Below are 12279 nucleotides of genomic sequence, written 5' to 3'. Positions count from 1 at the left end.
AAAATACAATAAATTAATCTTATTCTAGAAAATATTTTGTAATTTTAGTTATAATTTGCACTTTTGAAAAAAGGTAGATTATGATAGAAAGAACAAAAATAAGCTCTAATTTTGGTTGGTTTATGGTTATTTTAGGTGGTTTGGTTGAGTGTTTTTGGGTAAGTGGTTTAAAATACTCTACTGAAATTTGGCATTATGTGCTTACTGCTATTGGTGTATGCATATCTTTTACTTGTTTTTTAAAAGCTTGTGAAAGACTTGAAGTAAGCATTGCTTATAGTGTTTTTGTAGGTATTGGCACGGTTGGAGTGGTGCTTAATGAGATGTTTATTTTCAATGAGCCAAGCTCTGCTACCAAACTTGCTTTAATAGCCATTTTACTTTTAAGTATCATAGGCCTTAAAATCATTAGCAAGGAAGCTAAATAATGGAATGGTTCTTTTTGTTTTTAGCGACTGCTTTTGAAATTTTTGGTGTGATTATTATGAAACAACTTGTAAGCACTAAAAATAAGCTTTATCTTTTAGCTTTGATAGTGTGTTTTGGTTTTTCGTTTGGATTTTTAAGCCTTAGTATGCAAAGTATTGCTATGAGTGTGGCTTATTCTATATGGACAGGAGCTGGAACTGCAGGTGGGGTTATCATAGGGGTGCTTTTTTACAAAGAAAGCAAAAGCTTTTTAAAGCTTTTTTTGATCGCTCTTATCATCGCTTGTACTGTGGGTTTAAAAATACTTTCATAGGTTTAAAATGAAAATATATATTAGCGGTATAGACACAGATGTTGGTAAAACTTACTTAAGTGCTAGACTTTGTAAGGAATTAGGATTTGATTATTTTAAGCTTATCCAAGCAGGAATCCCAAAAGATAGCGAGATAGTAGCTGAGTTTAGTCCAAAAACTAAGATTTTCAAAGAAGGTGTGTTTTTAAAAACTCCTGCTTCCCCACACAAAGGCAGGATTTTAGAAAATTTAAACTATAAAGCCTTTGATATACAAATTCCACAAAGTGATAAACTCATCATCGAGCTAGCTGGTGGGCTTTTTTCGCCACTTGATGATGAAAAAACAATGATTGATTATATGAGTGCGTTTAAACACCCTACGATTTTGGTAGCAAAAGATTATCTAGGTAGTATCAATCACACTCTTTTAAGTATAAAAGCACTAAAACAAAGAGATATTAAAATCCTTGCTTTAATCTTAAAAACTCAAGATAATTTTAGCAAAGATTTTATAAGCAAATATACTTCAATTCCCATTATAGAATTTGATGATAAAGTGTGTGAAAAACTTTTAAAATTTATTGTTTAAGATATTCTTGGTTTTGGTGGAAATTTATTTCTTATATACTCTTTACCTGCGTTAGTGATTGTTAATTCATTTTTATTTTCGTCATAAAGCATATATTCTTTATATATATAACTTGTTTGATTGTCTCTATTAGAAATAACATTATTAACATTTTGGAAATCATATATCCCGCCAAGTAACTGCTCGATTTTTGTTGTGTTTAATGTTTCTTTTTTATAAAGAAGCATTAAAACTAATTCATCAAAAAAAGCATTTTGATTAATTTCTTTCATTTTAAAATATCCTTTCTTTGTAAAATTATTATTTTCATATTATATTAATTTAAAATTAATCAAAATTAGAATTCATTGAAAATCTCTCTTAAAGACTGCACTACATAAGCAATCTCATCTTCATTTATAACATATGGTGGCATGAAGTAAATTGTATTTCCAAGTGGTCTTAAAAGCAAGCCTTTTTCTAAGGCTCTTTGAAAGACTTCAAGTCCTGCTCTTTGGTATTTGCTTTTTTGTATATCAAATGCACTCACCATGCCTAAATTTCTAAAATTTCCTAAAAAGTTAAATTCTTTTAAACTCTCCCATTGCGTTTTTATAAAAGCACTTTTGATTTTATTTTTTGCGATGATATTTTCTTTTTCAAAAATATCCAAAGTCGCATTAGCCGCTGCACAAGCTAGGGCATTACCCGTGTAAGAGTGAGAGTGTAAAAAGGCCTTTTGGCTCTCATAGCTATCATAAAATTTCTCATAAATTTCATCTTTAGTAAGTACCACTGAAAGCGGTAAATACCCACCCGTGATAGCTTTAGAAAGGCATATATAATCAATGCTTTGCGAGCAATAATCTAGCGCAAACATCTCTCCCGTGCGCCCAAAACCTGTGGCTATCTCATCAAATATCACTTGCACACCATAATCTTTAGCAAGCTTAATGGCTTCATTTAAATACCCAAGCTCATATATATGCATATTGCCTGCACATTGAAGTAAAGGCTCAAGTATAAAAGCACAAATTTCATGATGATGATTTTTTAAAATGCTTTCTAAAATTTCAAGTTCTTTTGTATAGTCCTTGCTAGTTGGCACAGGTGTTGTGATACTTTTTAAAAGTAAAGGCTCATAGGTTTTTTTATAAAGCGCTACATCGCCAACGCTTAATGCACCCAAGGTTTCTCCATGGTAAGAATTGCTAAGTGATAAGAATTTATCCTTTTTAGAGCCATTGTTTAAGTGGTATTGAAAGCTCATTTTTAAAGCCACTTCTATGGCTGAACTACCATTGTCTGCAAAAAAGCATTTATCAAAAGGTAAAAGCTTGCAAAGTCTTTGCGAAAGCTTTATGATAGGCTCATGTGAAAAGCCTGCAAGCAAGACATGCTCTAAATTTTGAAGCTGATCTTTGATTTTTTCATTGATATACTCATTACAATGACCAAAGATATTTACCCACCAAGAGCTAATGCAGTCTATGTAGGATTTTTCATCAAAATCATACAAATACACTCCCTTGGCCTTTTTTATAGGTATTAAAGGTAAAAACTCATGATCACTCATTTGCGTGCAAGGGTGCCAAATGTGTTTTAAGTCTAGTTCTTTTAAATTCATTTTTACTTCTTTGATTTTTATTACTAATGATACTACAATTTTTACTCAAATTTATGCTTTAAAATGAAAAAGGATTATTTAGAAAATATTTATATAATTAGCTTTTATCTTAAACTTAAAGGTAAAGTATGAAAAAAGTTTTGATTATCTTAGTGATTTTATTTTTAAATTTTGCATATTCGCAAGAGGATTTATTTGTAAAAGGATTTAAAGCTTATGAGAGTGGTGATTATATAAACGCTATAAAGTATTACAAACAAGCCTGTGATTTAAATAACGGGGACGGCTGTTCTAATCTTGGTTTCATGTATGCAAATGGACAAGGTGTAAAAAAGGATAATTTTAAAGCAGTTGAACTTTATGTAAAAGCTTGTAATTTAAATGATGGAGCTGGTTGTTTTAATCTGGGTGTTATGTATATAGATGGAAAAGGTGTAAGAAAAGATAATTTTAAAGCAGCAGAATTGTATCAAAAAGCATGTGGTTTAGAAAAAGGCTTGGGTTGTTTTAATCTGGGTGTAATGTATGCGAATGGACATGGTGTTAGAAAAGATAATTTCAAAGCAGTAGAATTATATCAAAAAGCATGTGACTTAGAAAATGGTTTAGGTTGTTCTAATCTTGGTTTCATGTATGCAAATGGACAAGGTGTAAAAAAGGATAATTTTAAAGCAGTTGAACTTTATGTAAAAGCTTGTAATTTAAATGATGGAGCTGGTTGTTCTAATCTTGGAGTTATGTATGCACTTGGCAAAGGCGTTAGAAAAGACACTTCTAAGGCTTTAGAGTATTTTGGCAAGGCTTGTGATTTAAAAAATGATTTAGGTTGTCAAGCTTACGCAAGGCTTAAACAATAATGCAAATTGCACAAATTTTAGATGAGTTAAAACAACAAGATAATTTTAGAATTCTACGCTCATTAAAACATGAGGGAAAATATGTCGTTTATAATGGGCAAAAATTGCTAAATTTAGCGAGCAATGATTATTTAAATTTAAGCAATGAAAAAGCATTAAAGCAAGATTTTTTAACACATTTAAAAGAATTTGAATTTTCTAGTTCAAGTTCAAGAAGCTTGAGTGGAAATTATGCGATTTTTGATGAATTTGAAAACTTTTTGGAAGCTAAGTTAGGTAGAAAAATCTTGCATTTTAACAACGGCTATGCCTTAAATGTTAGCTGTTTGCAAGCTTTAGCAAGCATTAAAAATACTTTATTTTTAGCAGATAAGCAAGTGCATGCAAGTATCATCGATGGTTTAAGGCTTGGCGGGGCTAAATTTATAAGGTTTAAACACAATGATATAAAGCATTTGCAAAGCTTAGTGCAAAAGCATTATAAAGAATTTGAAAATATCATTATAGTAAGTGAAGCTTTATTTAGTATGGATGGGGATTTTGCACCTATAAAAGAATTCATAAATTTAAAAAAAGAGTTTAAAAATATCAAAATTTACATTGATGAAGCTCATAGCATAGGGTGTTTTAGTGATGATGGTTTGGGTTATGTGAAATTTTTGGGCTTAGAAAAGGAAGTGGATTTTTTAGTTTTTACTTTTGGTAAGGCTATAGCTTCTATGGGAGCTTGTATGATAAGTGATGAAAAAGATTTTTTTATCAACAAAGCAAGAGCCTTTATATACTCAACTGCTATTGCACCTATAAATGTAGCTTGGACTTTGCATGTTTTTAAGCATTTGCATGAATTTAGCGCTCAAAGAAAAAAGCTTTTAGAATTAAGCGTTTGGTTTAAAAATGCTTTAGCAAGTAAAGGTGCAGTTTTAGGCGAGGCTTATGTGATATCTTTTATTTTAGGGCAAAATTCTTTAGTTAGTGAAATTTCTCAAAAGCTTTTAGAAAATGGTATTTTCGCACCTGCTATTAAAGAACCAACCGTGGCTAAAAATACAGCTAGAATTCGCTTTTCTTTACATGCTGGTTTAGTGAAAAAAGACTTAGAAAAGGTTTTGGAGGTACTTTGAAAACTCATTTTTTACATGAAAATGCAAATTCATCTGAGTTGATTTTATTTTTTTCAGGGTTTTGCTCACATTTTAGCCATTTTACGCATTTAAAAAGTGATGTAAATGTTTTAATGGTGTATGATTATACGAGTTTTGATTGGGAATTTGATCTTCATAAATTTGAAAATATCACTCTTGTTGGCTTTTCTATGGGAGTTTGTGTAGCGAGTAAAATTTTAAAAGATATAAAATTTGAACAAAAAATAGCCATAAATGGTACAAATTTACCTATAGATGATGAATTTGGGATCAAAAAAGCCATTTTTAAACTTACGATGAAAAGGTTTGCTTTAAAGGACTTTAAAGCAAATTTGCTTGAAAAAAGAATGAGTTTAAGTGATGAGTTTTACTTTGAAAAAAACGAGCATTTAAAAGAAGAGCTTTTAAGCTTATATGAGTTTTGCACTAAAGATTTAAACGAAAATTTCGCTTGGGATAAAGCCATAATTAGCAATGATGATAAAATCTTTCCACCAAAACATGCTTTTAATTTTTTCAAAGAAAAGGCAATGTTTGTCGATGAGCCACATTTTGCATTTTTTAAATACCATGCTTGGGAAGAGCTTTGCAAACTTTCATAAGAGCAAAAGACACTTATAGCACAAATACACCTGTGCAAAAAGCTATGGCTAATGAGCTTTGTAAAATGCTTAGCGAGAATGATTTTAGCGATTTTAAAGCGGTATTTGAGTTTGGCTGTGGGGTAGGGGTTTTTAGTAAGGCTTTGCAAGAAAGTATCAAATTTAAACATTATTTTTTAAATGATATTTATCCTTTTGAAAATCCTTGTAAATTTGATGAATTTGGCGTTTTTGATATGAATGAACTTAAAAATCATCATTTTTATACGAAAAAATTTGATCTTATTGCTTCAAATGCTTGTATGCAGTGGCTAAAGATAGATGAACTTCTAGAAAATCTTGCATTTGTGCTAAATAAAAATGGAATTTTACTTTTTTCTACTTTTGGAGAAAAAAATTTCACTCAAATTAAGCAAAGCACCAATTTATCGCTTGAGTATCTAAGCTTAGAGCAAATTTCGCAAAAACTTTCTAAAAAATTTAAGATCATAAAAGCAAAAGAAGAGTTAAAAGAGTTAAAATTTGATTATACTTTAGAGCTTTTTAGGCATTTGAAATTAAGCGGGGTTAATGCTTTGGGTGATAAATTTTTCATAAGCAAGGCATTTTTAAAAAACTATGAAAAAGAATTTCAAAATACCTTGACTTATCATCCTTTATTTTTTATGTGTCAAGTTTATTAAATTTGATAGATATTTTTTTGCTAATTCTTCTCTTAAATAAAGCTTGTTAAAATCACTTATATCCATACATAAAGCAAAAGCATAAATTTGATGAGTTTTTTTATCTTTTATAAAACCTACGATTTGTCCATATTTATCTAAACCCCAGCCTGTTTTTGCAAAAAATTCATAATGATCATTTTCGCTAAGTTTTATTATATTTATAACTTCTTTTTGTATATTTTTAAGATAATCTAATTTTAAATTTGCTAGTTTAAAAAGCAAAGAAGTTTGTTCTTTGGGGCTAATTTGCAAAGAATTATCAAGCCAAAATTCATCGATTTTGCTTATTTTTTGGTTGCCATAGTTTAATTTATCTAGATTTTTTTGCATTTTTTCTAAGCCTATTTTTCTAGCTAGTTCTTTATAGGCAGGTAGCTGAGATCTTTGCATAGCTAGGGCTAAATTTGCGTCATTTTTCCAAGATGGTAAAAATACTTTTTCGCCCTTGTAATGATAAAAAATTTCATTAGTATCTTTCACAATGCCTTCATTCAGTGCGATTAAAGCATTGAAAATTTTAAAAGTAGAGGCAGGTAGAATGCGTTTGTTTGCTTTTTTAAAGTCATTGCTATAATACTTTTTACCATCATAAGCTATAAAAACTCCACTTTCATTGTAATCTTTAAAAAGATCTTTTAAATTTTCATTTGCCAAAGCAAAAGAGCAAAAAAGACTAAAAAGTAAAAGTATTTTTTTCAATTTATTTCCTTTTTCATTAAAAAATTTTTCAATTCTTGTTGATCTCTTATAGCAATGTTTTCTTTGATGATTTTAAATCCTGCTTTTAAAAAGAAATTTTTAGCACTAAGACTAGCAAAAGTATAAATTTCATTATAAGGGTAATTCTTTAAAGCAAATTCTAATAAAGCTTTGCCATAACCTTGATATGCAAAATTTACATAAGTAAAGCAAAGATCGAGTGTTTTTTCTTTTAAATTTATACTTATAAAAGATATGATTTTATCTTTTTCTTCATAAACAAAACCTAGTTGCTTTTGGAATTTTTCTTCCCAAGCTTTTTGGTCTATATTAGTCCATGCATGAATTTGTTCTTTTGTGTAATCGTTTTTACAAAGCATTGATACACTTTGCTTAAAAAGCTTGATGCAAGAAGCTAAATCTTTTATATCAAGCTTTCTTATCAAGCACTTTCCTTAGAGCTAAAGAAGCTAGGGCAAGTCCAAAAGAAGCTGTCACACCCATAAATGAGCCAAGATCTTTACAATGAGCTTCTTCATCTGAAAATACCACTTCAAAATCTCCTTTAAAACCTGATTTTCTAAGCTCATAGCGGAATTTTTTAGCTAGGGCATCGCCATGGGTTTTAAATATACTCGTTGTTTTAATACGCGTTGGATCAAGCTTCCTAGCTCCACCAGTGGAAGAGATAAAAATTTGCTTTTTTAAATCAATTAAATTAGCCAAAGCAACCTTAGCAGGTATATCATCAATCGCATCAATGATTAAATCAAATTCGCTTAAATCAAAACTTTTTAAAAACTCATCATCAATTTTACTAACTATGCCTTTAGCGTTGTAAATGCGTTCAAAAACCTTAGCTTTTTCTTCGCCTATATTTTCGCTATGAAGTTGGCGGTTTTGATTAGTAGTTTCAAATCTATCTGCATCGATTAAAGTTAAATCACTAAAACCACTTCTAAAAAGTGTATCAACACAAATTCCACCAACTCCACCCAAACCACATACTAAGACTTTTGTATTTTGAAATTTTATAAAATTTTCTTCATTTACAAGCCATTTTATGCGTGTATATCTATCCATTTTTTAACCATTTTTTAAGATTTTTCATTTGTTTATAAGCTGTTAGATCAAGCATTATAGGGGTTATTGTGGCATAGCCTTGTTTTAAAAGTGCTATATCTGAGTTTTTTTCATTTTCATGATCAAGATTAGCAGCAGCTAACCAGTAGTATTCTACTCCCCTTGGATTTGTATTTGAATGTGCTTCATAGCTATAAATTCTTTTACCTGCTTTGCAAATTTTTAAGCCTTGAAAGCTTGTTTTGCTAGAAGGAAAATTGATATTTAAAAATTCTTTTTTGTCTAAAGGAAAACCTTTTTCAAAGATATTTTTGACTATTTTTTTGGTAAGTTTTAGAGCAAGTTTATAATCAAGCTCTTTTTGACTATCTTTGTAAAATTGCGATAAAGCAATAGCGGGAATTCCATGAAGCACTGCTTCCATAGCACCTGCACAAGTTCCTGAGTAGGTTATATCTTCGCCCACATTAGCACCTTTATTGATCCCACTTATGACAAGATCAGGCAAACGCTTTTTATATAAAGCATGTAAAGCTAGATACACACAATCTGCAGGCGTGCCATCATCAAGCTTGTAAAATCTTTTTTTTACTTTTTGAAATTTTAAGGGTTTGGTTAAGGTTATAGAGTGTGAGCATGCTGATTTTTCACTAGCAGGTGCTACTATGGTGATTTTTGCCTTAAAGTGTTTTCTTAACATTTTTATAAGTTTTTTTAAACCTTCACTTTCGTAGCCATCATCATTTGTTATTAAAATTTCTTTCATTTTACTTCCTTTAGTTTGAATTTTAACATAAGTAATAAAATATTTTTAAAAAAATAAATTGTTTTTTTATTTTTAAAATATTAAAATTATAATTTTAAATCAAAATTTAGGGAGGGAGAGCAATGCCAAACTTGCTACTTTTTAGTGCTTCTAGCTATAAAGACAGCGGATATTTAAATCATACTGCTGAATTTATAGATGATTTTTTAAAAGAAAATGCTATGGGTAATGAAGAAATTCTTTTTATACCTTATGCTGGAGTTAGAAGAACACCTGATGCCTATGAGGCAAAAGTAAAAGAAGGTTTAAAAAGAGATAATATCAAATCATTACACCGCTTTGAAAATTTAAAAGAAGCAATTTTAAATGCAAAGGTTTTTTTAGTTGGTGGAGGTAATAGCTTTATGCTTTTGCATAAACTATACGAAAATGATTTACTTGAAATTTTAAAAGATCGTATCAAACAAGGAGCTTGTTATATAGGCTGGAGTGCTGGGTCAAATATAGCTGGAACTAGTATAAAAACAACTAATGATATGCCTATAATTATGCCAAAAAGTTTTGATAGTTTAGGGGTATTTCCTCATCAAATTAATCCACATTTTATTAGTGGTAAAATTCCTGGACATAATGGAGAAAGTAGGGAAGAACGTTTGGAAGAATTTTTAATTGTAAATCCTAACGAGACTATTTATGCCATTCCAGAGGGTTCAGCTTTAAAAGTTAAAAATAATGAAGTAAAAATTATAGGGCATTATGATGTATTGAAAATGCAATATCCGCTTAATATAGAATATCTAAAAATTAATCAAACATATAAAATATAAAAGGAGAAAATATGCAAAGCTTTTATCTTTTAGTTGCGATATTAGGTACTATAGCAGTAGTGTATTTACTGATAAAAAAAGTTGAAACAAAAACAGCACTAATTGGTGTTGGTTTTGTTTTGTGTTTAATTGCATTTAAGCCTATTGAAGCTTTAAGTGCTTTTACGCATTCTATGATACAGCCTGCTTTAATTAAAGCTATATGTGCTAGTATGGGTTTTGCTTTTGTGATGAAAGTGACAAAATGCGATAAGCATTTAGTGAAATTTTTAACCACTCCTTTAAAAAATGTAGGATTTTTTTTAATTCCGCTTGCATTTATGGTAACTTTTTTTATTGCTATAGCTATACCTTCAGCTGCTGGATGTTCTGCTGCAGTTGGTGCCACTTTAATACCGCTATTAATGGCTTCAGGAATTCATCCTGCTATGGCAGCATCTGCAGTTCTTTGTGGAACAATGGGAGGTATACTAAGTCCAGGAGTTTCACATACAGCTTTAATTTCTGAAATTTCCGGAAAGAATATACAAGAAATTATTTTAGTTCAAACTCCAAATGCATTAACTGCAGGAGTTATTGTAATGATTTCTTTGGTGGTTATGGCTTTGATTTTTAAAGATTATCAAAAAGGTAAAGTTTTTGAGGTGGCAAACCAAAATAAAAAAGAAGAAGACAATATAGAGAAAGTAAATATACTTTATGCTCTAATGCCTTTGGTTCCTTTGGTAATTTTAATAATCGGTGCAAGTCCTTTACACTCATATGAATTTCTTGCATGGACTAAAAAGGTTGGAGTTGCTGAAGCAATGCTTTTGGGTGCTATCGTAGCTATAGTGGCTACTTGGACCAAGCCAGATGTTATTTGTAAAGAGTTTTTTAATGGTATGGGTAAGTCTTATGCAGAAATTATAGGTATTATTATAGCAGCTAGTGTTTTTGTTGCAGGTTTAAAAGCTTGTGGTGTGATTGATATCATCATAGAATGGCTCAAAAATGAACAACATTATGTACGTTTTGGTGGAACTTTTATACCATTTTTAATGGCAACTGTTACAGGAAGTGGTGATGCCGCAGCTATGGCTTTTAATAAAGCTGTTACAATCCACGCACAAGATCTTGGTTTTGATCAGGTTAAACTTGGTACAGCAGTTGCAATGTCAGCAGTACTTGGTAGATATCTTTCACCTATTTTAGGTGCTTGTATTATAGTTTCAGCTATTGCCGGAGTTAGTCCTTTAGAAATAGTTAAAAGAACAGCACTAGGTTGTGTTATTTCAGTTATTGTAATTGCTTTTGTTTTATTGTAAATTTTAAGCCTTTTTCAAGGCTTAAAATTTATTTTGCCGCTAAGATAGCAACTTCTTGTATAACTTTACTTGCAGCTTTTAAAGATTTAACAGGTAGATATTCATAAATAGAGTGAAAATTATGAGCACCGGTAAAGATATTTGGGCAAGGTAATCCTTTTTCTGAAAGCACTGCTCCATCATAACCTCCACGCATAGGAATGGTTTTTGGTGTAATATTTAAATTTTCATAAGCTTGTAAGGCTAGTTTTATAGGAAGAGAGTCTGTAGTTTTTAAAGAATTAAATACATTTTTATATCTATCATTTAATTTTATGTTAATTCTTTCTTCTCCATATAGTTTTTTAAAACTATCACATAAATTTTGCAAGAAATCCATTCTTTGAGTATATTTTATGTCATCAAATTCGCGAATGTCAATTTTTAAAATAGTTTTAGCACTGTTTCCTTTGAGTTCTTTAACCCAAAAATATCCTTCTTTATTTTCTGTATATTCTGGAGCTTCTCCATTTGGCAACATTGATATAAATTTGTGAGCTAATATTAAAGAATTTATCAATTTGCCTTTAGCACTCATAGGATGGGCTGATTTTCCTATAAATTCTACTTCACAATCTCCAGCATTCCAGTTTTCATATATAAACTCACCAATTCCACAACAATCTAAACAATATCCAAAATCAGCATCTATTTCTTTTACATCAAAAGCTTTGGCGCCTCTTAAACCTTGTTCTTCATCAGGTAAAAAGCAAGCATAGATATCGCCATGTTTAACATCAGGATTTTTAACAAAAAATTCAAGCATATTCATAATAGCAGCAATTGCAGCTTTATCATCTGCACCAAGTAAGCTTGTACCATCTGTGTGGATAATATCATCTCCTATGTAATTTTTAAGTTCTTTAAATTCACTTTCTTTTAAATAAATTTGTAAATTTTCATTTAAACAAATATCTCCTCCTTGATAGTGAGTAATTTGTGCTTTAGTGTCATTAGTTTGTTCCATACTAGTATCTAAGTGTGCAAAAAAAGCTATCTTTGGAGCATTTGGTGTGTTTGCTGGTAAAAGTGCTGTGGTAATAGTGTTATCTCTTCTTTTAACATTAATTAAACCAAGTTCTTTAAGCTCTTTTTCTAGTAGCTTTGCAAGTTCCATTTCTGTAGGATTTGATGGCATTATACCTGCTGCACCTTTTTCTCTACTAGTCGTAGTATTTATTTTAGTGTAGTTAATAAATCTTTCCACTATATCCATAAGATATCCTTTCATGTTTAATTTTCATTGAAAATTATATGATACTTTTTTTTAAAAAAATATTATATAATTATTATAATTTTTTTATATGATA

At 30.1% G+C, this 12279-nt stretch carries 16 protein-coding genes; 9 read left to right on the top strand and 7 right to left on the bottom strand.

The window, feature by feature from the left end:
- The first annotated feature begins 80 nt into the window (after nt 1-80).
- From CAQ16704_RS06990 to bioD, 3 genes are read left to right on the top strand one after another with little or no spacing between them, the layout of a single operon-like run.
- A complete protein-coding gene (locus tag CAQ16704_RS06990; protein WP_039667510.1) occupies nt 81-428 on the top strand; it encodes a DMT family transporter in 348 nt (115 codons plus the stop codon).
- Entirely contained in the window at nt 428-742 is a 315-nt protein-coding gene (locus CAQ16704_RS06985; RefSeq protein ID WP_039619256.1) for a DMT family transporter, read from the top strand. The genes CAQ16704_RS06990 and CAQ16704_RS06985 overlap by 1 nt, the downstream gene beginning before the upstream one ends.
- Nucleotides 743-749: 7 nt before the next feature.
- Nucleotides 750-1313 carry a dethiobiotin synthase gene (gene bioD, locus CAQ16704_RS06980; protein WP_039667509.1) on the top strand — a complete coding sequence of 188 codons (564 nt, stop codon included), beginning with the start codon at nt 750-752 and terminating at the stop codon, nt 1311-1313.
- Here bioD and CAQ16704_RS06975 read toward each other — a convergent pair.
- Entirely contained in the window at nt 1310-1585 is a 276-nt protein-coding gene (locus CAQ16704_RS06975; RefSeq protein WP_039667508.1) for a hypothetical protein, read from the bottom strand. The two genes, bioD and CAQ16704_RS06975, sit on opposite strands and share 4 nt — an antisense overlap.
- Nucleotides 1586-1650: 65 nt before the next feature.
- A complete protein-coding gene (locus CAQ16704_RS06970) occupies nt 1651-2919 on the bottom strand; it encodes an adenosylmethionine--8-amino-7-oxononanoate transaminase (RefSeq protein ID WP_039667507.1) in 1269 nt (422 codons plus the stop codon).
- 128 nt (nt 2920-3047) lie between these two features.
- Here CAQ16704_RS06970 and CAQ16704_RS06965 point away from each other — a divergent pair, with 128 nt between their 5' ends.
- Genes CAQ16704_RS06965 through CAQ16704_RS06950 form a run of 4 tightly spaced genes read left to right on the top strand, consistent with a single transcriptional unit; the run spans nt 3048 to nt 6206 of the window.
- Nucleotides 3048-3776 (top strand): TPR repeat protein, Sel1 subfamily, encoded by a 729-nt coding sequence (locus CAQ16704_RS06965; RefSeq protein WP_052245031.1) that lies wholly within the window; start codon nt 3048-3050, stop codon nt 3774-3776.
- Nucleotides 3776-4900, top strand: a complete 1125-nt coding sequence (locus tag CAQ16704_RS06960; RefSeq protein WP_039667506.1) for an aminotransferase class I/II-fold pyridoxal phosphate-dependent enzyme — start codon at nt 3776-3778, stop codon at nt 4898-4900. The genes CAQ16704_RS06965 and CAQ16704_RS06960 overlap by 1 nt, the downstream gene beginning before the upstream one ends.
- On the top strand, nt 4897-5523 hold the full coding sequence (locus CAQ16704_RS06955) for a pimeloyl-ACP methyl esterase BioG family protein (RefSeq protein WP_039667505.1): 627 nt from the start codon (nt 4897-4899) through the stop codon (nt 5521-5523). The genes CAQ16704_RS06960 and CAQ16704_RS06955 overlap by 4 nt, the downstream gene beginning before the upstream one ends.
- Nucleotides 5508-6206 (top strand): biotin synthesis protein BioC, encoded by a 699-nt coding sequence (locus CAQ16704_RS06950; RefSeq protein WP_052245030.1) that lies wholly within the window; start codon nt 5508-5510, stop codon nt 6204-6206. Before CAQ16704_RS06955 ends, CAQ16704_RS06950 begins: the two co-directional genes overlap by 16 nt.
- Here the strand turns inward: CAQ16704_RS06950 and blaOXA are convergent.
- Genes blaOXA through surE form a run of 4 tightly spaced genes read right to left on the bottom strand, consistent with a single transcriptional unit; the run spans nt 6180 to nt 8796 of the window.
- A complete protein-coding gene (gene blaOXA / locus CAQ16704_RS06945; protein WP_039667503.1) occupies nt 6180-6947 on the bottom strand; it encodes an OXA-493 family class D beta-lactamase in 768 nt (255 codons plus the stop codon). The genes CAQ16704_RS06950 and blaOXA overlap by 27 nt on opposite strands.
- Nucleotides 6944-7393 carry a GNAT family N-acetyltransferase gene (locus CAQ16704_RS06940; RefSeq protein ID WP_039667502.1) on the bottom strand — a complete coding sequence of 150 codons (450 nt, stop codon included), beginning with the start codon at nt 7391-7393 and terminating at the stop codon, nt 6944-6946. The genes blaOXA and CAQ16704_RS06940 overlap by 4 nt, the downstream gene beginning before the upstream one ends.
- Entirely contained in the window at nt 7377-8030 is a 654-nt protein-coding gene (locus CAQ16704_RS06935; RefSeq protein ID WP_039667501.1) for a dinucleotide-utilizing enzyme, molybdopterin/thiamine biosynthesis family 1, read from the bottom strand. The genes CAQ16704_RS06940 and CAQ16704_RS06935 overlap by 17 nt, the downstream gene beginning before the upstream one ends.
- On the bottom strand, nt 8023-8796 hold the full coding sequence (surE, locus tag CAQ16704_RS06930) for a 5'/3'-nucleotidase SurE (protein WP_039667500.1): 774 nt from the start codon (nt 8794-8796) through the stop codon (nt 8023-8025). The genes CAQ16704_RS06935 and surE overlap by 8 nt, the downstream gene beginning before the upstream one ends.
- A gap of 122 nt (nt 8797-8918) precedes the next feature.
- Between surE and pepE the strand changes: the two genes are divergently transcribed.
- Both pepE and dcuC read left to right on the top strand, forming a co-directional pair.
- Entirely contained in the window at nt 8919-9623 is a 705-nt protein-coding gene (gene pepE / locus CAQ16704_RS06925) for a dipeptidase PepE (protein ID WP_039667499.1), read from the top strand.
- An 11-nt stretch (nt 9624-9634) separates the two neighbouring features.
- Complete coding sequence (gene dcuC, locus CAQ16704_RS06920) at nt 9635-10930, top strand: C4-dicarboxylate transporter DcuC (protein WP_039667498.1); 1296 nt, start codon at nt 9635-9637, stop codon at nt 10928-10930.
- A 28-nt stretch (nt 10931-10958) separates the two neighbouring features.
- Here dcuC and pepT read toward each other — a convergent pair whose 3' ends face one another.
- Nucleotides 10959-12185 carry a peptidase T gene (pepT, locus tag CAQ16704_RS06915; protein ID WP_039667497.1) on the bottom strand — a complete coding sequence of 409 codons (1227 nt, stop codon included), beginning with the start codon at nt 12183-12185 and terminating at the stop codon, nt 10959-10961.
- Between the last annotated feature and the right edge of the window lie 94 nt (nt 12186-12279).

Origin of the sequence: Campylobacter sp. RM16704 (assembly GCF_000816245.1) — a bacterium.
In the GTDB taxonomy this organism is placed as follows: domain Bacteria; phylum Campylobacterota; class Campylobacteria; order Campylobacterales; family Campylobacteraceae; genus Campylobacter_D.
This window is presented reverse-complemented; position numbering and strand designations above follow the sequence as displayed.